Source organism: Brucella grignonensis (genome assembly GCF_002252505.1).
GTDB lineage: Bacteria > Pseudomonadota > Alphaproteobacteria > Rhizobiales > Rhizobiaceae > Brucella > Brucella grignonensis.
Genome location: NZ_NNRL01000148.1, coordinates 282,922 through 304,937, shown reverse-complemented (window position 1 = coordinate 304,937; position 22,016 = coordinate 282,922). Strand labels below are relative to the sequence as shown.

Genomic DNA, 22,016 nt, shown 5'->3' with positions numbered 1-22,016 from the left:
CGTTTTTTTGTAATGAAGTATAGCTTTAGAAGACTAGCGAGCGGTGAGCCGAAACGCCTGCGGTAACGCCATCTGAAACCGACCAGGCAACACTATGCGCGCCGCGTGAAACGTCGCCCGCTGCATAAATACCCACAACACTTGTCGCTTTCATCTCGTCGGTCTTGATAGTTTTACCGAGCGGCATGTCCTCGAGCGTGCAGCCGAACTGCTCGGCAATGGAACTATTGAGCCGATTGCGGGGAGCTATATACAGAGCTTCCGCAGAAGACATCCGACCGTCAACCAATTCAATCTCCGACAGAGAAGTGCCCTCGCCGCGTAAATGGACCACTTTGGCAGGTTCTATATTGATGCCACGCCTTTCCAGCTCTGTGAGTGTCGCAGCATCCGGTTCATCGCCACCATTTAAATAGAATGTTGTCGGTCCCCATTCTGCGATAAGCATGGCCTGATGGACAGACATCGGTGATAGATTCAGCACACCAAGTTTTCTGCCGCTGAACTCATAGCCGTGGCAATATGGACAGTGGATAACCGAATTGCCCCATCGTTCCGCAAGCCCCGAAACATCCGGTAATTCGTCCGAGATACCAAAGGCAAAAATGAGTCTGCGTCCGCGCACCGTCTCGCCAGAATCGAGCTGTACTGAAAAATTATCAATCTCGCCGACCCCACCTATCGCCTTCCCTCGGGTTAAGGCGACACTTGGATAGGTTTGCACCTGAGCCCTTGCCGTTTCGAGCATGGCTGCCGGATTGCTTCCATCCTGTGCGAAGAAGCCATGCGAATGCTCAGCAAAGCGATTGCGGGGCTTGCCTGTGTCGATCACGCGGACAGATCGTCTGCCGCGTGCGATGTAAGTTGCGGCTGTGAGCCCGGCAAAGCTTCCGCCGATAATGATTGCATCATGATGCGTCATGCGCTGTCTCCAGATCGAATGTCGCGCCGCGTTCGAGGGCGCGTTGATGAAAATCCTCGCTCAACATGGCGAGTGACACTTCATCAAAGCGTTTCAACAAGAGTTCCTCAGCATCGTGAAACGCTTTGTTCAGAGAAGCATTCACTGCCTGCTCAACAATGCATCCCGGCATTTCGGTACGGTTGCTCACGGCAAGCAGCGAAGGTTTACCGATGGCATTATAGATGTCTCGCAACGTGACCTTCGATAGATCACAGGCGATCTCCCAGCCACCACGGTGTCCTTTTTCGGAACGAACATAACCCTGCTCACGCAGGCCGCCCATAACACGGCGGACAACAACAGGATTGGTGCCCATCGCTTTAGCCAGCACCTCAGAAGTCACCGGCTTCTGATATTCTGCCATGTGAAGGAGGACGTGTAGAACGCCCGATAATTTGCTATCTCTTTTCATGTAACTTTATATGTTACGAGTCTTGAACATTGTCAAGAGCACGAAATTTGGAAGCAATTTTCGGGAAGCGGCGGCAAGGCTTTGTGCTAAGATCGCTTGATGAACGATCTCTTTTCCAGCCTCGAGACACGCGAAAAACTGGCGGACGGCGCCGTGCTTTTGCGCGGCTTTGCTCTTGCGAAGGACAGAAATATTATCAGTGCCCTAGAAGGTGTTGCTGGTGAAGCACCGTTTCGCCACATGACGACCCCGGGCGGTTTTCGCATGTCAGTGGCGATGACCAATTGTGGCAAATACGGTTGGGTCACGGATCGACGCGGCTATCGTTACAGTCCGATTGATCCGGAGACTGACCGGCCTTGGCCTCCGATGCCGGATGCTTTGCGTAGCCTTGCGGAAACTGCTGCACAGGAATCTGGCTATGCCGGTTTTTCACCCGATGCGTGCCTGATTAATCGCTATGAGCCGGGCGCGAAGATGTCGCTGCATCAGGACAAGGACGAGAAGGATTTCACCAATCCGATTGTATCCGTATCGCTTGGCATTCCCGCGACATTTCAGTTCGGTGGTTTGCAGCGCAACGACCCTGTGCGCAAATTTGTGCTGCATCATGGCGACGTGGTCGTCTGGGGTGGCCCTTCACGGCTGTTCTATCATGGTATTCTGGCGCTTAAAGACGGGGAACACCCGCAGTTGGGACGCTATCGATACAATCTGACATTCAGAAAAGCTCAATAGAGCATTTCCTGTTTTGCTTGAGTCATTGGAAATGCTCTATCCATTTGTTTTTACGCATGTCTTTATCCCAAAACCGGTTCCCACTTTTGGGAGACATGCTCTAGACCAAAAGAAACGGAGAACGTTCTTATAAGGACGTTCTCCTATTGAGACTTGCCTTAGTTGAAAGCGCCGCCGTCACTTCTGCTTTCCGGGCGCTCTTTGGCAACTTTCTCACGATAGCCACTCGCGCGATAAGCTGAAATCGGCTCAATCGCTCCGCCTGTTCGGCGACGTGCTTCGGCCAATATCGGTTCTACATCTGTGCGATAAGCACGTTTCAACGTGTCTGACGCCATCAGTGCATCATTTTCCTGCTGATAGGTTTCCAGCGCTTCGCGATCCACCAATAGCGCTTGCGCATAGGCGCGGCGGATTTCATTGGCTGAAGAGATAAGACTTTCCAGTGGATCGGTTACATTGTGCGACTGATCGATCATGTGGGCGGGATGAAAATCCTTCACACCGCGATAGTCCGCATCAACCAACTCATTGAAAACGAGGAACAGGCGATAAGGATCGATAGATCCTGCATCGAGATCGTCGTCGCCATATTTACTGTCGTTGAAGTGGAAGCCGCCAAGTTTTCCGAACTGCATCAGTCGCGCAACGATCATTTCGATATTGGTGTTGGGCGCATGGTGACCGAGATCAACGAGACATTGTGCTTTCGGACCGAGCGTGGTCGCTATGAGATAATTGGTGCCCCAGTCCTGTACGACGGTGGAATAGAAGGCTGGCTCGTACATTTTATGTTCGGAAAACAGCCGCCAATCGTCCGGTAGTGCCTTATAAATCTCGCCCATCGAATGCAGATAGCGCTCGAAAGCGCGAGTGAAATTCTGCTGTCCCGGAAAGTTGGAGCCGTCAGCAAGCCAAACGGTCAACGCTTTTGAACCAATGGCATCTCCGATTTCGATGCACTCAATATTATGGTCTACAGCCTGCGCGCGGACAGCCGCATCCACATGCGTAAGCGAGCCATATTTATAGGAATGCTGCTGATCGGCTGAATCCGCGAACGTGTTGGAATTCATCGCGTCAAAACCAAGTCCCAAGGCAGTGGCATGTGCGATCAGCTTTTTTGGATCGGCTTTGTCCCATGGAATATGTAGCGAGACATTTGGTGTTGCGCGGGAGAGCTCGTTGATGACGGCACAATCATTGAGCTTGTCGAAAATACCGCGTGGTTCACCGCGACCGGGGAAGCGACCGAAGCGTGTGCCCCCGGTACCTGTACCCCATGAAGGCACGGCAACGAAATATTTCGCCACTTTTTCTGTAATCTTTTCGATTTCAATGCCGCGACGTGCAAGCTGCTCGCCAAGGGCCTGATAGTCGCTCTTCAATGCGTCTTCGTAACCGAAGTTATGCTCAGCGATGAAATCGGCTGCAATACGTTGTTCGGACATGGTTCCTCCCAGAATGTCCTCAATTTCCTGGATAAAAGGCAGGAAGGCAAGATCGCCTTGCCCGCCTTTTCAATGATCAGCGCGGAAAGCTCTGCTGGTTTCCTGCATCCACATTGATGATATTGCCGGTGGATTTGGCCGAAGCATCACTCGCAAGGAAGTAGATCGCTTCCGCAATATCTTCCGGCAGCACATTGAGCTTTAACAGCGAGCGCTTGCGATAATGCTCTTCCAGTTCCGTGACATCGATTTTGGAAGATGCCGCACGCTGCTCACGCCACTCACCGTCCCAGATTTTCGAGCCACGCAAAACCGCATCAGGGTTGACGACATTCACCCGGATGCCCGCCTCTGCACCTTCAAGCGCCAGACAACGTGCCAGATGAATTTCAGCTGCCTTTGCCGTGCAATAGGCAGATGCGCCGGGTGACGCGGCAAGGCCGTTCTTTGAGGCAACGAAGACAACATTGCCGCCAATCTTCTGACGTCGAAACAAGCGGAACGCCTCGCGTGAAACGAGGAAATAGCCCGTTGCCAGAATATCTATATTGCGGTTCCACATCGAAAATTCTGTCGTCTCGATCGGTGCCGACGATGCAATGCCTGCATTGGACACGAGAATATCGATGCCGCCGAGTTCGGCGCTGGCCTCAGTGAAGGCGTTTATCACCGCCTTTTCATCAGTCACATTCAGCTCGACGCTGCGTACCTGATCCGAGCCGAAGCGTTTCGATAGGTTATCGTGAGCGGATTTGAGCGATCCTGCATCAATATCTGCCAAAACCACGCAAGCGCCCTCGCCTGCAAGGCGTTCTGCGGTCGCATAACCGATACCGCCTGCTCCACCGGTGATGAATGCAATTCGACCTGCAAGGCTTTTAGGCTTCGGCATACGCTGAAGTTTGGCTTCCTCAAGCAACCAATATTCGATGTCGAAGGCTTCCTGTTCAGGCAAACCCTGATATTCGGACACGGCAGACGCGCCGCGCATAACGTTGATCGCGTTGACGTAGAACTCGCCAGCAATGCGTGCGGTGGCCTTGTCGCGTGCAAATGACAGCATTCCAACGCCGGGAATGAGGAAAATCACCGGGTTGGGATCGCGCATTTTGGGTGAGTTGTCGTGCTTGCAGCTCTCATAATAGCGCGTGTAATCAGCGCGATAGGCTTCAAGTGATGCTTCAAGTCCGGCAACGATGCCGTCAATATCCGGCTTGGCCGGATTGAAATCGATCACGAGCGGGCGAATTTTCGTACGCAGGAAGTGATCTGGACAAGACGTGCCGAGGCGGGCCAGCGGCTGCAGATCTTTCGCATTTACGAATTCAAGCACGGCATCCTGATCATCGAAATGGCCAAGCTTACGCTCGTCTTTGCTGATCAATCCGCGAATCTCCGGCATAAGACGCGCCGCAATGGCGCGACGTTCCAATGCATCAAGGCTTTGCGCAACAGCTCCGCCGAATGCAGCCTTGCCATTCGTCTTCTGGTCAAGCCATTCTATAGCCTTGTTGATGATTGCAAGGGTTGTCTCATAACAAGTCTTTGCATCATTGGCCCAGGTGAAAAGCCCATGACTTTCAAGGACTACGCCCCTTGCCTTCGGATTTGACTTCACAAAGGCTTCGAGGTCGAGACCCAGCTGAAAGCCGGGACGACGCCATGGCAGCCAGCCAATGTCATCGCCAAAAATCTCGGCCGTCAGTTCGCGGGAGTTTTTCGAAGCGGCGATCGCGATGATCGCATCTGGATGCATGTGATCGACATGGGTGAATGGTACGAAACCATGCAGTGGGGTATCGATGGACGCTGCGCGCGGATTGAGGTTGAAGGTACAATGCGGAAGAAAGCCGACCATGCGGTCTTCATCGTCAACGCCTTTGTAAATCCCTTTCAGTGCATTGAGCTTGTCTTGATAAAGCGTGGCAAAGCCATCAAGCTTGATCGTGCCGACGTCGCCACCTGAGCCTTTGACCCAGAGAACCTGAACCTTCTGACCTGTCAGCGGATCAATTTCCTCAACCTTTGCAGACGTATTGCCGCCACCGTAATTGGTGATGCGCTTGTCGGAGCCGAGGAGATTGGAGCGATAGAGCAGTTTGCCCGGTTCATCCAGCATCGCTGCTTTGGCATTATCCCACCGGTTATCCAAAAGCCTGCTTTGGGCCACCATGTCATCCTCCCGTTTTATGGTGAAGACCTGATTGCGCGCTTTCTTTTTCACGCACAAACGATCATGTTGATGACAGATATGGCGTAATGTGGAAATTAATGTCAATCACAAACAATCATAAATGAGCATTAGTGTTCTTATTTTGCATAAAGTTGATTGTTTGTGATTGACACTGACCGCATTTGTGTTTGATACAAGAAAGAGGAGGAGCCATGCACGAAAGAGAGCGCCACCGTATTATCCTGAGCGCAGTTCAGGAAAAGCCGGTGATTACCATTCAGGATCTGGTGGAATTGACGGAGGCGTCGGAAGCGACCCTTCGGCGCGACATTGCATCGCTTCATATGCAGGGCCGCATCAAGCGGGTGCGTGGTGGCGCGGAGGCCATTCATCCACCGCAGCTTGGCAGTCTTGCTGGCAGACCTTTTAAAGTATCGGAGACGGAAAATACCGACCGCAAGCGTGCAATCGCTCGTGAGGCCGTATCGCTTTGTGAGGAAGGTGACAGCATTATCATCAATGGTGGTTCAACCACTTTTCAGATGGTGCATTATCTTGCCGCGCGCCGGTTGCAGGTACTGACCAATTCCTTTGCCATTGCGGAACATCTTCTGCGCCAGTCCAAAAGCACAGTTATCGTACCTGGCGGAGCCATTTATCGCGATCAGAGCCTTATTCTCTCGCCCTTCGATAATGATGTGATCCGTAATTTCTACGGTCGGCGCATGTTCATGGGCTGTCAGGGCGTTAGCCCTCTCGGCGTAATGGAATCGGACGCACTGATCATTCAGAGTGAACAAAAACTGATGGGTCAGGCAGATGATATTGTTCTGATGGTCGATTCATCGAAATTCATCCGTCGCTCCAGTCTCATTCTTTGTCCTCTCGACCGTATCAGCACGCTGATCACCGATGACGGCATTTCGGATGAGGCGCGGCGGATGGTTGAAAATGCAGGCATTAAGCTCATCGTAGCTCAGGTTTCTGCCAATGTTGGTAAGGGTAGCGAACGGGGGGAAGCCACAGAAGTCGCCTGAACCGGATTTATCAATCTTAATGTTCTTAATCGGGAGGAATAGGACATGAAACTTTTCAAGAAACTGGCAATGGGCACAGCGCTGGCCGTTGCCTTCATGGCGACAGCCGCTCAGGCTGCCGATATGAAGATCGCACTTGTTGCGAAATCGCTTGGTAACGGCTTTTTTGAAGCTGCCAATAAAGGCGCACAGGAAGCAGCCAAGGAACTGGGTGGCGTTGAAGTTATCTATACAGGTCCGACTACAACCACAGCTGAAGGTCAGATCGAAGTCATCAATTCGCTGATCGCTCAAGGTGTCGATGCAATTGCCATCTCTGCCAACGATCCGGATGCAGTTGTTCCAGCGCTCAAGAAAGCGGCACAGCGCGGCATCAAGGTTATCTCGTGGGATTCCGGTGTCGCAGCGGAAGGCCGCATTGTCCATCTTAATCCCTCGTCCAATGATCTGATCGGCAAGATGTGTCTGACGCTTGCGGCGCACCATCTGCCAGATGGCAAGGGCGATTTCGCAATCCTGTCGGCCACGACCACCTCGACCAACCAGAACATCTGGATTGACGAGATGAAGAAGCAGCTCAAGGATTTTCCGGGCCTCAATCTCGTAACCACTGTTTACGGCGATGATCTTGCCGATAAGAGCTATCGCGAAGCGCAGGGGCTCCTCACCTCCAATCCGAATGTGAAGGTGATTGTCGCTCCGACCACCGTTGGCGTGCTCGCAGCCTCGCAGGCAGTCAAGGATGCTGGCAAGATCGGCGATGTCTATGTGACCGGCCTTGGTCTTCCGTCCGAAATGGCTGGTGCCATCAAGTCGGGCGCGACCAAGGAATTTGCGATCTGGAACCCGATCGACCTTGGCTATTCGGCCACGCAGATTGCCTATCACCTCGTAAAGGGTGATGCCGATGGCAAGCCGGGCTCGGAAATCGAAGCCGGACGCATGGGCAAGATCAAGATCGGCGAAAATGGCGAAGCGGCAATGAGCGATCCCTTTGTTTATGACGCCTCGAACATCGACGAGTTCTCCAAGGTCTTCTGATTTCAGATTGGGACTTTGAATGAGGCTGGCGGTGTAGGGGAGCGCCCAACACCGCCATCATCTTCCGATTTTCATTTCAGGTATTTCCGATGAATGCAGCTTTGCAAAAAAGCGGGCAGTCGACCTTGTCTGCGGGGCCTGCTGACGGAACGGTTCAACCGTTGCTGGAAATGCGTGGCATTGCCAAGACATTTCCCGGCGTCCGCGCACTCGATAATGTCAATATTGCCCTTTACCCCGGCAAGGTAACTGCACTCATTGGCGAAAACGGTGCAGGCAAATCCACCCTCGTTAAAATCCTGACAGGGATCTACCAGCCCGATGAAGGCGAGATATTTATCGGCGGCAAAGCACTGCATTTTGCGACCGCACAGGATGCAACCAATGCAGGCGTAACAGCAATTCATCAGGAAACCGTACTTTTCGACGAGTTATCCGTCGGTGAAAATATCTATCTCGGTCATGCGCCGCGCACAAAGCTTGGTTTTGTGAATTGGAAAGCCGTCTATGCGCGGGCACAGGCCCTGCTCTCCTCACTGGAAATCACTGTTGACGCACGCATCAAGCTCAAAGAGCTTTCGATTGCGCAGCGGCATCTGGTGGCCATCGCGCGCGCCCTTTCCGTTGATGCGCAGATCGTTATCATGGACGAGCCAACGGCAGCACTTTCACGCAAGGAAGTCGACGATCTCTTTAGGATCGTCGAGCGTTTGAAGACACAGGGCAAAGCGATCCTGTTCATCAGTCACAAGTTTGATGAAGTTTATGAGATCGCCGATCATTATGCGGTCTTCCGTGACGGCTGTGCGGTTGGGCATGGACTTCTCTCAGAAATGAATGAGAAAGAAATCGTCCGGCTGATGGTTGGACGTGCCGTGGAGAAAGCTTTTCCCAAGCAGGATGTTGTGCTCGGCGACACGGTGCTGAAAGTGGAACATTATTCCCATCCGACCGAGTTTCGCGACATATCCTTTGAACTGCGACGCGGCGAGATACTTGGCATTTACGGACTTGTCGGTGCCGGCCGCTCAGAGTTCGCGCAATCATTGTTCGGTATGACGACGCCATCTGAAGGGCGGGTTGCCTTGGAGGACAAGGAAATCAGAATACGCCGCTCCGGTGAAGCCATCGCGCATGGCATTGTTTATGTTCCTGAAGAACGCGGGCGGCATGGTGCGGTTTTGCAGATGCCGATTTTCCAGAATGTTTCCCTACCCTCGCTTGGACGCACTTCGCGTCATGGGTTTCTGCGCATGGCAGAAGAGTTCAAGCTTGCGCGTAAATATGCCGAACGTTTTGATCTTCGCGCTGCGGCACTTTCCGTACCTGTCGGAACGCTTTCGGGTGGCAATCAGCAGAAGGTCGTTATTGGCAAATGGCTTGCCACCAATCCAAAGGTCATCATTCTCGATGAGCCGACCAAAGGCATCGATATTGGCTCCAAGGCCGCCGTTCATGAATTTATCAGCGAGCTTGCTGCCGAAGGTCTCAGCATTATCATGATTTCATCAGAACTGCCTGAAATCATTGGCATGTCGGATCGCGTCATGGTCATGCGCGAAGGTCTGGTAGAAGGCATTTTTGATCGTGCAGGGCTGGATGCGGAAGTGCTGGTGCGTGCTGCCACGGGAAATGCGGAGTGAACATGAAACAGCTTCTCAAACAGCGCGAACTCCTGCTCCTGTTCATTATTGCGATCATGATCGGGCTGTTCTCGCTGCGCGCGCCAGGTTTTGCGTCCCCGAGCAATCTCGCGAATATCTTCAATGACACATCGATTCTGATCATTCTGGCGCTGGGTCAGATGTCGGTCATCCTCACCAAGTCCATTGATCTATCCGTGGCGGCCAATCTCGCTTTTACCGGCATGGCTGTGGCAATGCTCAATGCCAACTTCCCGGATCTGCCGCTGATCCTGTTGATCATAACCGCGATTGGTGTCGGTGCGATCCTCGGCGCAATCAACGGTATCCTCGTCTGGAAACTCGATATTCCGGCGATTGTTGTCACGCTTGGCACACTCACAATCTATCGCGGCATGGCCTTTGTGCTTTCTGGGGGGGCATGGGTGAATGCTCATCAGATGACGGCACCGTTTCTGAATACACCGCGCACAGTCGTCCTTGGTCTGCCTCTGCTTGGCTGGACAGCCATCATAATTGTTGCGCTGGTCTTTGTGCTGCTGACACGCAGTTTCTTCGGGCGCGCGCTTTATGCATCCGGCGGTAATCCTACAGCAGCAGTCTATGCGGGAATTGATGTCGGGCGCACACGCTTTCTGGCTTTTGTACTCTCTGGTTCGCTGGCCGGGCTGTGCGGATACCTCTGGGTCTCGCGCTATGCGGTTGCCTATGTCGATATCGCCAACGGGTTTGAACTCGACAGTGTCGCAGCCTGTGTCATTGGCGGTATTTCCATTGTGGGCGGCATCGGTACAGCAGTTGGTGCGGTGCTTGGGGCTTTGTTTCTTGGCGTCATCAAGAACGCCCTGCCCGTCATCAACATTTCCCCATTCTGGCAGATGGCAATTTCCGGCGCGGTGATCATCGCAGCCGTAATCTTCAATGCACGACAGGAAAAGCGCGGTGGACGCATAATTTTGCGTGAGAAAGCCGCAAAAACTTATGAGGAGCCAGCAGCGTGAGCGACATAACCGAACGCCGCCAAATCCCCGATCGGCTGGGAACCTCCTATACCCGCCTGTTCGCCAGTTGGGAAATGCTGCTGCTTGGTGTTGCGATTGCGATCTTCATTGCAAATGCGTTTGCCTCGCCGTTTTTCCTCAATGCGTGGAACCTGTCGGACGCGACTTTCAATTTCACGGAAAAAGCACTCATCGCTTTTGCCATGACGCTATTGATCATCTCTGGCGAGATTGATCTGTCGGTAGCGGCGATTATCGCACTGGCCTCCACAGCGATGGGAGCTGCAGCACAAGCAGGCGTCGGCACGCCCGGATTGGTGTTTATCGGTATTGGTACAGGCCTTGTCTGCGGAGCGATCAATGGCGGTCTTGTTGCGGGGCTGAAACTCCCTTCCATTGTCGTCACCATCGGCACCATGAGCCTCTTTCGCGGCATTTCCTATATTGTGCTTGGTGATAAAGCCTATGGCGGCTACCCGGCAAGCTTTGCCTATTTCGGACAGGGCTACGTCTTCTGGGTTTTCTCATTTGAATTTGTGCTGTTCATTGTTGCCGCCATTATTTTCGGCGTGCTTCTCCATTGCACCAGCTTTGGTCGCCGGATTTATGCCATCGGCAATAATGAGTTTGCAGCGCGCTTTTCCGGCATTCCGGTAGAGCGGATGAAATTCACTCTGTTTTTGCTGACCGGCGTCATGAGCGGCATTGCAGCTGTCTGTCTTACGTCCCGCCTTGGCTCTACCCGCCCTTCTATCGCGCAGGGATGGGAACTTGAGGTGGTGACAATGGTGGTTCTTGGCGGCGTGTCGATCCTGGGCGGTGCCGGAAGCATTATCGGTGTGGTGATCGCAGCCTTCGTGATGGGACTTGTGACCTTCGGGCTTGGGCTTCTCAATGTGCCGGGCATCGTAATGTCGATCTTCATCGGGCTTCTGCTGATCATCACCATTTCACTTCCCATCCTTGGGCGCAAATTCAAGGCGAGGCACAGAACATGACAACGGAACGTTATGCTTTTCGTATGCAGCTTCATCCCGGTATGGAGGCTGAGTATCGACGCCGCCACGACGAAATCTGGCCTGAACTTGTTGGTCTTCTGCATGAGGCGGGCGTGTCTGATTATTCAATATGGCTGGATGAACAAACGCATATCCTATTTGGGGTTCTCACGCGCACGAAGCTGCATGGCATGGCCGCCCTGCCCGATCATTCCGTGATGAAAAAGTGGTGGGCGCATATGGCGGACATCATGGAAACCAATCCAGATAATTCGCCGATTTCCTCAGACCTCAAACCCGTATTTCATATGCCATGAAGCGCATTGCCATTCTTGATATTGGCAAAACCAATGCCAAGACCGTTCTTTTGAACGCCAAAACGGGAGAAGAGATCGCCGTTCATCGTACACCAAACACAGTACGACGCGATGGCCCCTATCCGCATTATAACATTGAGGCCTTGTGGAGCTTTTTCCTCCATAGTCTGAAAGCCTTTGCGAAAGAACCGGGCTTTGACGCCATATCGATAACGACCCACGGTGCGAGTGTTGCCCTGCTAGACAAGAATGGCGAACTCGCCATGCCTGTGCTCGATTACGAGCATGACTACGGGCCTGAAATTCGCGCAGCTTATGCGCGTATCAAACCACCTTTTGATGAAACCTTCTCATCGACACTATCGCTTGGGCTCAATGTCGGCGCACAGCTTCATTATCTGAAAACCGAGTTTCCCGATAATTTTGCCGACGTGCACCTCATTCTGACCTATCCGCAATATTGGGCGTATCGGCTTACCGGCATTGCTTCCGTTGAAGTTACATCGCTTGGTTGCCACACCGATCTGTGGTGTCCAAAGAGCGGCACCTATTCATCGCTGGTCGAAAATCTGGGCCTTGAAGGCAAATTTCCCCCTTTAAGATCTGCATTTGATGCGCTCGGGGCGCTGTGTCCAGAGCTCGCCGATGAAATAGGATTGTCGAGTTGTGTGCAGGTTCACTGCGGTATTCACGATTCCAATGCGTCGCTGCTGGCGCACCTCTTGGATCGTAAGCCACCGTTTTCGGTCGTCTCCACCGGCACCTGGGTGGTGAGCTTTGCGGTGGGCGGTGATCTGAATGGCCTCGACCCAAAACGCGATACACTGGCCAATGTTGATGCCTATGGCCGTGCGGTTCCATCTGCACGTTATATGGGCGGGCGGGAATTCGACCTGATGACAGACGGTCTTGAGGCGCCTTCATTGAGTAAGCGTACCGGAATACTTGATGAGGTTCTGAACCGTGGCATCATGGCACTGCCGTCGGCTGTGCCCAGCTGCGGTCCTTACCCGGATAGAAGTCTGCGCTGGGTTAATGCAGAAGGCGCCAGCTCGGAAGCGCGTTATGTGGCCGCTTGCCTTTATGCAGCGCTGATGACGGAAGCATGTCTTGATCTGTTGGGTGCCGACGGACCAATTATTGTTGAAGGACCATTTGCAGCAAACAGTTTCTATCTCTCAGCACTGGCTGGCTTTTCAGAGCGGGAAGTGATTGCTGTTTCGGGGTCGACTGGAACGGCATCAGGTGCAGCACTATTAGCCGGAGCCACAATTCCCGTGATGCACAATCAAAGATATTCAGCGGATAATGATCGATATAAAAATTATAAAAAACAATGGTTAAGTCTGTCTAGTTAATAAATTTGTTAAAGAAAGCCCGGATTTCAAGTATGAAATCCGGGCTTTTTTATCAGTTCAGTGCCTTGTCACGCGTTTCCACATTGATGAAAAATGCAATGATTCCGGCCAATGCCAGCAATCCAGCAAACATTGCTACTGCCATATTGAAGCTTTGGCTGATGACCAAAGCGAGGGCAGATGGTGCGAGTAGGCCACCAAGGCGAGCCATAGCGCCTGCCGCACCCATCCCGCTTGCACGCAGGGCTGTTGGATAAAGCTCAGGCGTAAAGGCATAAAGTGCGCCCCAGGTCCCAAGCAGAGCAAAGCTCATGATCAGGATTGAAGCGCCAACCAGGGTCGAACTGCCAGCAACTGTGAAGAGCGCGCATGCCGCCGCACTGATGAAGAGAAAGCCGATCAGCGTCTTCTTGCGCCCCCATGCTTCGACGCCATAGGCCGCAAGCGCATAGCCCGGCAATTGCGCCAGAGCGACGATAACCAGAAAACCATATCCGCGCACAAAACCGAAGCCGTCACCGGCAAGCTTCGCCGGGATCCATGTGAAAATGCCGTAATAGGAGACCGACACCAGAAACCAGATCGCCAACGTGGTTAGCGTGCGCTGACGCAAGTTGGGCGATAACAGCCTTTCGTTGGTCACGAGAAGCGGTGCTTCAAGCATCGCCTTCGGTGGCAGTTCAGATTTGCCGTTCTTGCGAAGGACGCGATTCATAACGGCCTTTGCTTCTTTGGCCTGGCCCGTTTTGAGCAGATGCATCGGCGATTCCGGCACCCAGAAACGCAACCAGATGCCAATCAAAGCCGGTGCCGCAGTCACGACAAAGATATAGCGCCAGGCATCCGCCACGCCTGCAAGGCTTGCGGCCCATGCGGCCAGCGCAATGATGACGGTGCCGACAGCCCAGAAACCTTCAAGCATCACCAGCCAGTGGCCACGGTTCTTGGAGGGAAGGAATTCTGCCATCATCGCATAATCGACAGGTAAGGTACCACCAACCGCGATGCCTGTCAGAAAGCGCAAGCCAAGCAGAATGGCAAAATTGGGAGAGAAAGCTGACAGCAGCCCGAACACGGCATCGCAGGCAACGGTGATGAGAAGCACGCGACGACGACCATATTTATCAGCGAGCCGGCCGAAAAGCGCTGCACCTATCAACATGCCCAGAAAGAACAGGGTTCCGGTCTGCAGGGCTTGCGGGACGGTTAAGTCGAAAGTCATGGCGATCGAAGCGGCGGTGAAACCTACAGCCAATACCTGCATGGCATCCGCAGCCCAGACCAGTCCGAATACGCCGAGAAGGTTACGCTGGAAGGAGCCTGCTCCGGCCTGATCGAGCGTTTGTTCGATAGTAACTTTCATGCCGCGCTGATCCCCTCTTTCCGGCCGAAATTCTACGGTGCTTTTGCTGCGCCTCCGAATGGCATCTGTCAATGAGAGCCCTGAGAAAAATCCGCACTTTTGCTTAAAGTGAGCATAAGTAATGGGCCGGTGCGGCTTTCATGACACTCTCAAAGCGCTTCGATGCGGGACGCAGCTTCCAGCTCGGCACGCTTTTCAGAAGTGGATGCTGCTTACCGACAAGCGACTCGAACAGGTGGTGGCACGATGAGTCTCGGGGCGGAGTGCACATTCAATCGCCATCGCAACTGTAAACCTTATCGTGCACTGGCTTTGTTCTAATAATTCAAATTAATAAATATACATAAATATATGTTATTTATTAATAATGCTCTTTAATCTATGGATTCCATGATTACCTTGCGGCTTATCCCCTCCAAGAAATTTGTCGGTTTTGAGTGATTTGTGAAGGGGGTTGTTAACCTTCATTTTTTATTACTAAGGCTCATTCGGGCGACATATCTATGGTTCAGGTATCATGCGTAATTTGAGAGAAAATTTTCCCCATAATAATGGTAATCGTGCAGAATCTGCTTCTGAGCAGAAGCAGCAACGCGACCCGTTGGGAGCGCATTCACCGGATTCGGACGGAGCGTGGAAGGCGCATTTCTCGCTGGGGGCAAATGTACGCTTTACCCGTACGCCGGAGGTTGAACTCGTTCGCCGCCGCGGCGAAGATCTGCCGGATATCAACGGTCGCACGAAGGTAGTCGCTCCAGAAACTTCTTCTGCCGAAGTTGCGAAAGCCGCTGAATCTCAGCCGATGGCTGTTGCAGCTCTACAGCAATCCGTCTCACAAAATATGGTTCGTACGCCTGTCGCACCTGTGCCACCAGTTGTGACGGCCGCCGCTGTTGCCCCCATCGCGCAGCCGCCCGTTGTGCAGTCGATTGAAGTTGCACCCGTGCAGGTTGCAGTAACGGTGCATGCTGAACCGATCAGTAATGCAGCTGTTTCCGCATTTGCCCATCTGTCGGATTTCGCATTCTGGGAAAGCTTCGATTTCGATTCAGCCCCGGCGCAGCCAGTTGCCGCTGTCGTCGCAGAGACACCAAAGCGTCCTGTTCCAACGGTTGAATCCATCATTGCGCAGTTCCGCACTGTCGAGTGGAACAAGCAGAAAGTTGAAGATGCACCAGTTGCTGCGGTCGCGCAGCCAGTCGTCACCGAACCTGCGCCACAGCCTGTTGTTGCGCCTGTAGCAGAGGTAAAGGTTGAAGCACCGATTATACCGGAATCTGTTGCCGTTCAGATCGAAGCGCCTGCGACACCAGCCGTTGAAGCGGCGGCACCGAAGATTGAGGAAGTCGTAGCGGCAGTTGAAGAACCTGTCGAAGCCGATGTGGTTCTCAATGTTGTCGAAGAGCAGATTGTTGAAGAAGCAGAACAACCAGCGCCAGTTGCTGCTCCTGTTCCAGCGAAAGCAGCACCTTCTATTGCGCTTTATCAGCCTCAGCCCCTCCCCCGGACAGAGGCGATCGTTATGCATGGCGACTATGAGTTTCCGCCGCGTGATCTGCTTCAGGAGCCGCCATCGCTTGAAGGCAATGTGATCACGCAGGAAATGCTTGAACGCAGTGCTGGTCTTCTCGAAAGCGTGCTGGAAGATTTTGGCGTGCGTGGCGAGATCATTCATGTTCGCCCCGGCCCGGTCGTTACGCTCTATGAATTTGAACCTGCACCGGGTGTGAAGTCTTCCCGTGTCATTGGTCTTGCTGATGATATTGCCCGTTCGATGTCGGCATTGTCGGCTCGCGTCGCCGTCGTTCCGGGTCGCAATGTCATCGGTATTGAACTGCCGAATGCCAATCGCGAAACGGTTTATCTCCGTGAGATGATCGACTCTCGTACGTTCGAGTCTTCAAATTATCGTCTGCCACTTTGCCTCGGTAAAGGCATCGGTGGCGAGCCGATCATCGCAGAACTGGCAAAGATGCCTCACCTGCTCGTTGCCGGCACCACCGGTTCCGGTAAGTCGGTCGCCATCAACACGATGATCCTGTCGCTGCTCTACCGCTTCAAACCGGAAGAATGCCGCCTGATCATGGTCGATCCAAAGATGCTGGAGCTCTCCATCTATGATGGTATTCCGCACCTTCTGACGCCAGTCGTTACCGACCCGAAGAAGGCCGTTGTGGCTCTGAAATGGGCCGTGCGCGAAATGGAAGACCGCTATCGCAAGATGGCACGTCTGGGCGTGCGTAACATCGAAGGTTTCAATCAGCGCGCAGCTTCTGCCAAGGGCAAGGGCGAAACCGTAATGTGCACGGTGCAGTCCGGCTTTGACAAGGAAACAGGCGAGCCAACTTACGTTCAGGAAGAACTCGACCTGACGCCGATGCCGTATATCGTCGTTATTATCGACGAAATGGCCGACCTGATGATGGTTGCTGGCAAGGACATCGAAGGTGCCGTACAGCGTCTCGCACAGATGGCTCGTGCGGCTGGTATTCACCTCATCATGGCAACGCAGCGCCCTTCGGTCGACGTTATCACCGGCACCATCAAGGCCAACTTCCCGACCCGTATCTCGTTCCAGGTGACGTCCAAGATCGACAGCCGTACGATCCTTGGCGAAATGGGCGCAGAACAACTCCTCGGCCAGGGCGATATGCTTCATATGGCCGGTGGTGGCCGTATCGTCCGCGTCCATGGGCCGTTCGTTTCAGATGAAGAAGTCGAGAAGGTCGTCAATCATCTGAAGGAACAAGGTCGTCCAGACTATCTGGCAACTGTGACCGAAGATGAGGAAGAAGAAGACACAGCGCAGGATGTCGCGGTTTTTGACAACTCTGCGATGGATTCGGAAGATGGCGACGATGTCTATGAGCAGGCCGTCAAGGTTGTGATGCGTGACAAGAAATGCTCGACCTCCTATATCCAGCGCCGTTTGGGTATCGGCTATAACCGTGCTGCTTCGCTCGTTGAACGTATGGAACAGGAAGGTCTGGTTGGTGCTGCCAATCATGTCGGAAAACGCGAAATTCTGAGTGGCAATCGCGACTGATCGGTTGAGATAACGGTGTCAGAAAGCCGGGGCGCATGGGCGTTCCGGCTTTTTCATGCGTATGGACAAGGGCTTACGCAAAGTTGCAAAACGGCGCTTGTCAAGCTACCCATTTAGGTTAATAATTGGTTCATTCGTACATTCTTGACTACCGGTCGGCGTAGTTTTCGAAACTGTCGCCGCGCCCAAAAACAGGGAGAATGATCGATGAAAAGCATAATTGTTGGACCTAGCGACAGAGATCGAGTGGTCACACAGCAGGCATTGATAAACATAAAATCCCAGATGGAAAAGCCGTCCGAAGATCGGACACAGGTTTGCAATGTTTTGCGCCTTTCAAAAGGTGGTTATTCGCATCGCAGACGCAGAGTTCATAAAAGCGCATAACCGAATTGATAAATGCCAGCGCCATGTCCGCCCAGAGGACATACGGCGCTGTTTTTTTGGCTAAGATCGCTTTTCAGTAACATTCTTTTGCCGTGTGCTGCACTTTCTTAAATGTGTCTTCTGAGGTATCTGAGGGCAGCCTATCCCTCCCCCCAAGATCAGGAAATTGCGATGTCCGTCCCGGCCGAAACGAATGAAGCTCCTCAGAAGAAATCGCGCTTCTTCCTCGGCTTTTTGTCAGTTCTGGCTCTGGGTTTCTTTGCCTTGTTTCTTGGTTTGGGGATTTGGCAGGTGGAGCGGTTGCAATGGAAACTTGATCTCATTGCGCGGGTTGATGCTCGCGTGCATGCAGAACCAGTTGCAGCGCCGGGGCGTGATGACTGGGCCAATGTCAATCAGGCTGAAGATGAATACAGGCATGTCGCGCTGACCGGAACCTATCTTAACGACAAGGAAATACTCGTCCGTGCACTGACCGAACGCGGATCAGGTTTTTGGGTCCTTACCCCCATGCGCTCGGATGATGGTGCTCTGACATTTATCAATCGTGGCTTTATACCGGACGCCAGGCGCGATCCTGCAACGCGGGTCGAAACACAGATTGCAGGTGAGACGACCGTGACTGGTCTTCTGCGCATGCCTGAGCCGGATGGCTTTTTCCTTCGCCCCAATGACCCCGACCGTAATGAATGGAACTCACGCGATGTGATGGCTTTTGCAACCAAGGAAGGTCTTGGCACTGTAGCGCCCTATTTCATCGACGCTGACGCACAGTCAAATCCGGGCAACGTGCCAATTGGTGGTCTGACTGTTGTCACTTTCCGCAACAACCATCTTTCTTATGCGATTACATGGTTTGCACTTGCAGCAATGGTTGCCGGTGCCGCCATTTTTGTCTGGCGGCACGAGCGCAAGCCAAAAGATTAAACGTGGAGCGCGTGGCCGAGTGCCTTCATGCTGGCTTCGGCAAAGCCTTCGCTGAGTGTCGGGTGGGCATGGATCGTACCTGCGATATCTTCCAGACGCGCGCCCATTTCGACCGCTTGAGCGAAAGCCGCTGACAATTCCGAAATGCCGACCCCGACCGCCTGAATACCAAGGATGACGTGATTGTCAGCCCGCGCCACAACGCGGATCATGCCGTCCTCCCTCTCGATGGTCATTGCGCGACCATTGGCTTGGAATGGGAAAATACCGGTCTGAATATTGTATCCGGCCTTGCGGGCTTCATCAGGAGATAAGCCCACTGTCACGATTTCAGGATCGGTAAAGCAGACTGCAGGAATGCAGCGTTTGTCCCAGACCTGTTTGCCGCCCGCAATAATCTCGGCCACCATTTCACCTTGAACCATAGCCCTGTGAGCAAGCATCGGTTCGCCGGTCACATCACCAATTGCATAAACACCGCGCATGGATGTGCGGCATTTATCGTCAATGCGGATAAAACGCCCTTCCATATCAAGCCGGATTTCGCTGAGCCCCCAGCCATCGGTCTGCGGCTTGCGGCCGACCGTGACGAGAACCTTGTCCGCATCGATAGAACGGGTCGCGCCATCAGATGTGGTGACTTCCAACGCTTTGCCGTCCGATTTCATACCTTTGGCAGAGGTATTGGTGAGCACCTCAACACCTAGCTGTTTCAATCGTGCCATGATTGGTCGCGTCAGTTCCACATCGTACTGTGGTAAAATCCGGTCAGTTGCTTCAACGATCGTGACTTTCGAGCCGAGTTTGGCAAAGGCGGTGCCAATTTCGAGCCCGATATATCCGCCCCCAACGATTGCCAGTTTTTCGGGTATCTTTTCGAGAGCCAGTGCTTCGGTCGATGAAATGATATTGCCACCAAACGGCAATGAGGTGATTTCGACCGGCACAGAGCCCGTCGCAATAACGATATTTTCTGCGTGGATTGTCTGGCGTCCGGTATCGGTGTCGACCAGCACGGTCTTTCCATCGACGAACCGGGCCTGCCCCTGAAACATGCGCACATGAGAGCGTTTCAGAAGCCCTGCCACGCCGCTATTGAGGCGGTTGACGATACCGTCTTTCCACTCAAGGGTTTTGGCAAAATCAATCGCGGGGCTCTGCGCCGTAATGCCAAGAGAACCCTTGTTTGCGAATGTTGTGAGACGATGGAACTCGTCTGCGGCATGGATCAGCGCCTTCGACGGAATACAGCCGACGTTCAGACATGTACCGCCGAGACGCTTCTTTTCGACGAGTACGGTATCAACACCAAGCTGACCTGCGCGGATGCCGCAGACATAGCCGCCGGGACCACCACCGATGATCAAAAGCTTGCAGGAAATTTCACTCATATCATCAAGCCTTGTGCAAAGTTAATTTTTGGAATGCAGCAATCATCAGCACTCACCACCTTCACGTCCCCAGAAGATCACCCACGTCAGAAAGTCTTTGGTAAAATCCTCGAACCGATGTTCAGCACCTGCTTCAACAAAGATGACATCGTTGGGACCGAAACTTCTTCGATTTCCGTTTTTAGTAAAATGGCCAGATCCTGAGGCAATTACATAAAGCTCATCTTGTTTGTGGGGCGTTTGGGTGTCGATTTGCAGCGGTCCATATAATCCTAGTTTCATGGTGCCGTGTTTCAGTGCGTAGTGAAACCGCATTGTATCGGCAGACTCCGTGGGAAGTTGTGTTATTACGTCAGCAAGAGAAAAAACCCAGTCATCGCCGGTCATTTATCTTGTCCTTTACTACCCGCGTTGCGCCTCATTTCACCACACTTGGACCGAGCCCCTAGCCTTCCACAAAGATCATCGCAGGTGTTTCGAGCAGGCTTTTTAGTTTCTGTACAAAAACAGCAGCGTCCCAGCCATCAATCACACGATGGTCGAAGCTGCACGAAAGGTTCATCATTTTGCGCGGCACAAATTGTGTGCCGTCCCACATCGGGCGGACGGCCATCTTGTTAATACCGACAATCGCAACTTCCGGTCGATTGATGATCGGTGTCGTAGCAATCGCGCCAAGTGGCCCCAGCGATGTGATTGTGATTGTGGAGCCGGACAGTTCTTCGCGCTTTGCAGTGCCGTTGCGTGCAGCTTCTGTGACGCGCATAAGCTCGGTTGCAGCTGCAAACACACTCATGCTTTCAGCATGGCGTACGACCGGAACGATCAGCCCATTCGGCGTCTGTGTGGCAATGCCAACATGCACGCCGCCGAACTGACGGATAATGTCGGCTTCGTCGTCAAAATGCGCATTCAGTCCCGGCTGCTCTTTCACAGCCTTGACGATTGTGCGGATGACGAAAGGCAGCAGCGTCAACCGCGGACGCCCTTCCTTCTTCTCATTGTTAAGACCCGCACGCAGTTCTTCAAGCTGTGTCACGTCCACTTCTTCAACGATGGTAATATGCGGAATATGGCGCTTCGCCTCGGCCATGCGTTCGGCAATCTTGCGGCGAAGGCCGATAACCTTGATCTCGTTGACCGAACTATCGGCTGCGTAACCGGACAGAGCCGGTGCCCCGTCAGTTTCCTGCTGGAAAAAGAGGTCGAGATCTTCATGCGTGATACGTCCCGCCGGACCCGTGCCGCGAACACGACGCAAATCGACGCCTGCATCGCGGGCGCGCAGTCTGACGGATGGTGTTGCCAGCGGCTTTTCGCCCTCACCGCGTACTGGACCAGCGCCGGTGAATGGTCGACCTGCACTTTCACGCTTCGGCGCAGCGGGCTTCGGAGGAACCGGCGTCTGCAACAGAACGGGTGTTTCAGGAGCTGCTGCTGCTTGCGGTTTGACCGTTTCCACAGTCGCAGGAGCCGGATTTTCCTCGATTTTTTCGACAGGCTTTTCTTCAGTCGTACCGCCCTCTATCTCCAGACGGACCAGTTCGGATCCGACAGCGATCTTTTCACCAACTTCGCCATTGACGGCGATGACCTTGCCGCCGCGCGATGAGGGAATTTCTACTGTCGCCTTATCGGTCATGACGGCGGCAAGAAGATCATCTTCGCGCACGATATCGCCAACCTTCACATGCCATTCGACAAGTTCGGCCTCTGCAACGCCTTCGCCAACATCGGGGAGTTTGATTGTAAAATGAGCCATGTTTCTC

The 22,016-nt window shown here is 53.2% G+C and carries 18 protein-coding genes and 2 pseudogenes; 12 read left to right on the top strand and 8 right to left on the bottom strand.

Annotation, left to right across the window (positions count from 1 at the left end):
• Positions 1 to 25: 25 nt before the first annotated feature.
• Positions 26 to 922 carry an NAD(P)/FAD-dependent oxidoreductase gene (locus CEV33_RS04495; protein WP_094539227.1) on the bottom strand — a complete coding sequence of 299 codons (897 nt, stop codon included), beginning with the start codon at positions 920 to 922 and terminating at the stop codon, positions 26 to 28.
• A complete protein-coding gene (locus CEV33_RS04490; protein ID WP_094539226.1) occupies positions 909 to 1,376 on the bottom strand; it encodes an Rrf2 family transcriptional regulator in 468 nt (155 codons plus the stop codon). Before CEV33_RS04490 ends, CEV33_RS04495 begins: the two co-directional genes overlap by 14 nt.
• 99 nt (positions 1,377 to 1,475) lie before the next feature.
• Here CEV33_RS04490 and alkB point away from each other — a divergent pair, with 99 nt between their 5' ends.
• Entirely contained in the window at positions 1,476 to 2,114 is a 639-nt protein-coding gene (gene alkB / locus CEV33_RS04485) for a DNA oxidative demethylase AlkB (protein WP_094539225.1), read from the top strand.
• Between the two features lie 158 nt (positions 2,115 to 2,272).
• Here alkB and rhaI read toward each other — a convergent pair whose 3' ends face one another.
• Together rhaI and CEV33_RS04475 are read right to left on the bottom strand one after the other, a co-directional pair.
• The gene (gene rhaI, locus CEV33_RS04480; RefSeq protein ID WP_094539224.1) at positions 2,273 to 3,565 is read right to left on the bottom strand and encodes an L-rhamnose catabolism isomerase; all 1,293 of its coding nucleotides are present in this window, start codon (positions 3,563 to 3,565) and stop codon (positions 2,273 to 2,275) included.
• A gap of 76 nt (positions 3,566 to 3,641) precedes the next feature.
• Positions 3,642 to 5,738, bottom strand: a complete 2,097-nt coding sequence (locus CEV33_RS04475) for a bifunctional rhamnulose-1-phosphate aldolase/short-chain dehydrogenase (RefSeq protein WP_094539223.1) — start codon at positions 5,736 to 5,738, stop codon at positions 3,642 to 3,644.
• 212 nt (positions 5,739 to 5,950) lie between these two features.
• On the opposite strand from CEV33_RS04475, the gene CEV33_RS04470 reads away from it, so the two are divergent.
• The 7 genes from CEV33_RS04470 to CEV33_RS04440 all read left to right on the top strand — a co-directional run bounded on the left by CEV33_RS04470 (position 5,951) and on the right by CEV33_RS04440 (position 13,133).
• Positions 5,951 to 6,775, top strand: a complete 825-nt coding sequence (locus CEV33_RS04470) for a DeoR/GlpR family DNA-binding transcription regulator (RefSeq protein WP_094539222.1) — start codon at positions 5,951 to 5,953, stop codon at positions 6,773 to 6,775.
• A 45-nt stretch (positions 6,776 to 6,820) separates the two neighbouring features.
• Entirely contained in the window at positions 6,821 to 7,816 is a 996-nt protein-coding gene (rhaS, locus tag CEV33_RS04465) for a rhamnose ABC transporter substrate-binding protein (RefSeq protein WP_024897909.1), read from the top strand.
• 89 nt (positions 7,817 to 7,905) lie between these two features.
• The gene (locus tag CEV33_RS04460; protein ID WP_094539221.1) at positions 7,906 to 9,459 is read left to right on the top strand and encodes a sugar ABC transporter ATP-binding protein; all 1,554 of its coding nucleotides are present in this window, start codon (positions 7,906 to 7,908) and stop codon (positions 9,457 to 9,459) included.
• A gap of 2 nt (positions 9,460 to 9,461) precedes the next feature.
• Positions 9,462 to 10,460, top strand: coding sequence for an ABC transporter permease (locus CEV33_RS04455; protein WP_094539220.1), 999 nt, complete (start codon positions 9,462 to 9,464; stop codon positions 10,458 to 10,460).
• Positions 10,457 to 11,458, top strand: coding sequence for an ABC transporter permease (locus tag CEV33_RS04450; protein WP_094539219.1), 1,002 nt, complete (start codon positions 10,457 to 10,459; stop codon positions 11,456 to 11,458). Before CEV33_RS04455 ends, CEV33_RS04450 begins: the two co-directional genes overlap by 4 nt.
• Entirely contained in the window at positions 11,455 to 11,775 is a 321-nt protein-coding gene (gene rhaM, locus CEV33_RS04445; protein ID WP_094539218.1) for an L-rhamnose mutarotase, read from the top strand. Before CEV33_RS04450 ends, rhaM begins: the two co-directional genes overlap by 4 nt.
• Positions 11,772 to 13,133 (top strand): FGGY-family carbohydrate kinase, encoded by a 1,362-nt coding sequence (locus CEV33_RS04440; RefSeq protein WP_094539217.1) that lies wholly within the window; start codon positions 11,772 to 11,774, stop codon positions 13,131 to 13,133. The genes rhaM and CEV33_RS04440 overlap by 4 nt, the downstream gene beginning before the upstream one ends.
• 52 nt (positions 13,134 to 13,185) lie before the next feature.
• On the opposite strand, the gene CEV33_RS04435 is transcribed toward CEV33_RS04440, so the two are convergent.
• Positions 13,186 to 14,496, bottom strand: coding sequence for an MFS transporter (locus CEV33_RS04435; RefSeq protein WP_094539216.1), 1,311 nt, complete (start codon positions 14,494 to 14,496; stop codon positions 13,186 to 13,188).
• Positions 14,497 to 15,013: 517 nt separating this feature from the next.
• On the opposite strand from CEV33_RS04435, the pseudogene CEV33_RS24785 reads away from it, so the two are divergent.
• From CEV33_RS24785 to CEV33_RS04420, 4 genes and pseudogenes are all read left to right on the top strand, one after another.
• Positions 15,014 to 15,377, top strand: a pseudogene (locus CEV33_RS24785) (DNA translocase FtsK); the annotation flags it as partial.
• A 110-nt stretch (positions 15,378 to 15,487) separates the two neighbouring features.
• Positions 15,488 to 17,542, top strand: a pseudogene (locus CEV33_RS04430) (DNA translocase FtsK); the annotation flags it as partial.
• Positions 17,543 to 17,749: 207 nt separating this feature from the next.
• On the top strand, positions 17,750 to 17,929 hold the full coding sequence (locus CEV33_RS04425) for a hypothetical protein (RefSeq protein WP_094539214.1): 180 nt from the start codon (positions 17,750 to 17,752) through the stop codon (positions 17,927 to 17,929).
• 171 nt (positions 17,930 to 18,100) lie between these two features.
• Positions 18,101 to 18,856 (top strand): SURF1 family protein, encoded by a 756-nt coding sequence (locus CEV33_RS04420; protein WP_094539213.1) that lies wholly within the window; start codon positions 18,101 to 18,103, stop codon positions 18,854 to 18,856.
• On the opposite strand, the gene lpdA is transcribed toward CEV33_RS04420, so the two are convergent.
• Genes lpdA through CEV33_RS04405 form a run of 3 tightly spaced genes read right to left on the bottom strand, consistent with a single transcriptional unit; the run spans position 18,853 to position 22,009 of the window.
• Positions 18,853 to 20,247 (bottom strand): dihydrolipoyl dehydrogenase, encoded by a 1,395-nt coding sequence (lpdA, locus tag CEV33_RS04415; RefSeq protein ID WP_094539212.1) that lies wholly within the window; start codon positions 20,245 to 20,247, stop codon positions 18,853 to 18,855. The two genes, CEV33_RS04420 and lpdA, sit on opposite strands and share 4 nt — an antisense overlap.
• 45 nt (positions 20,248 to 20,292) lie before the next feature.
• Positions 20,293 to 20,634: a cupin domain-containing protein gene (locus CEV33_RS04410; RefSeq protein ID WP_094539211.1), complete on the bottom strand. Its 342-nt coding sequence runs from the start codon at positions 20,632 to 20,634 to the stop codon at positions 20,293 to 20,295.
• A 58-nt stretch (positions 20,635 to 20,692) separates the two neighbouring features.
• Positions 20,693 to 22,009 (bottom strand): dihydrolipoamide acetyltransferase family protein, encoded by a 1,317-nt coding sequence (locus CEV33_RS04405; RefSeq protein ID WP_094539210.1) that lies wholly within the window; start codon positions 22,007 to 22,009, stop codon positions 20,693 to 20,695.
• Positions 22,010 to 22,016: the final 7 nt, after the last annotated feature.

What these genes read in the sequence shown, in the direction of transcription:
- CEV33_RS04495 (WP_094539227.1), bottom strand. Translation starts at nt 922, where the DNA reads ATGACGCATCATGATGCAATCATTATCGGCGGAAGCTTTGCCGGGCTC.
- CEV33_RS04490 (WP_094539226.1), bottom strand. Translation starts at nt 1,376, where the DNA reads ATGAAAAGAGATAGCAAATTATCGGGCGTTCTACACGTCCTCCTTCAC.
- alkB (WP_094539225.1), top strand. Translation starts at nt 1,476, where the DNA reads ATGAACGATCTCTTTTCCAGCCTCGAGACACGCGAAAAACTGGCGGAC.
- rhaI (WP_094539224.1), bottom strand. Translation starts at nt 3,565, where the DNA reads ATGTCCGAACAACGTATTGCAGCCGATTTCATCGCTGAGCATAACTTC.
- CEV33_RS04475 (WP_094539223.1), bottom strand. Translation starts at nt 5,738, where the DNA reads ATGGTGGCCCAAAGCAGGCTTTTGGATAACCGGTGGGATAATGCCAAA.
- CEV33_RS04470 (WP_094539222.1), top strand. Translation starts at nt 5,951, where the DNA reads ATGCACGAAAGAGAGCGCCACCGTATTATCCTGAGCGCAGTTCAGGAA.
- rhaS (WP_024897909.1), top strand. Translation starts at nt 6,821, where the DNA reads ATGAAACTTTTCAAGAAACTGGCAATGGGCACAGCGCTGGCCGTTGCC.
- CEV33_RS04460 (WP_094539221.1), top strand. Translation starts at nt 7,906, where the DNA reads ATGAATGCAGCTTTGCAAAAAAGCGGGCAGTCGACCTTGTCTGCGGGG.
- CEV33_RS04455 (WP_094539220.1), top strand. Translation starts at nt 9,462, where the DNA reads ATGAAACAGCTTCTCAAACAGCGCGAACTCCTGCTCCTGTTCATTATT.
- rhaM (WP_094539218.1), top strand. Translation starts at nt 11,455, where the DNA reads ATGACAACGGAACGTTATGCTTTTCGTATGCAGCTTCATCCCGGTATG.
- CEV33_RS04440 (WP_094539217.1), top strand. Translation starts at nt 11,772, where the DNA reads ATGAAGCGCATTGCCATTCTTGATATTGGCAAAACCAATGCCAAGACC.
- CEV33_RS04435 (WP_094539216.1), bottom strand. Translation starts at nt 14,496, where the DNA reads ATGAAAGTTACTATCGAACAAACGCTCGATCAGGCCGGAGCAGGCTCC.
- CEV33_RS04425 (WP_094539214.1), top strand. Translation starts at nt 17,750, where the DNA reads ATGAAAAGCATAATTGTTGGACCTAGCGACAGAGATCGAGTGGTCACA.
- CEV33_RS04420 (WP_094539213.1), top strand. Translation starts at nt 18,101, where the DNA reads ATGTCCGTCCCGGCCGAAACGAATGAAGCTCCTCAGAAGAAATCGCGC.
- lpdA (WP_094539212.1), bottom strand. Translation starts at nt 20,247, where the DNA reads ATGAGTGAAATTTCCTGCAAGCTTTTGATCATCGGTGGTGGTCCCGGC.
- CEV33_RS04410 (WP_094539211.1), bottom strand. Translation starts at nt 20,634, where the DNA reads ATGACCGGCGATGACTGGGTTTTTTCTCTTGCTGACGTAATAACACAA.
- CEV33_RS04405 (WP_094539210.1), bottom strand. Translation starts at nt 22,009, where the DNA reads ATGGCTCATTTTACAATCAAACTCCCCGATGTTGGCGAAGGCGTTGCA.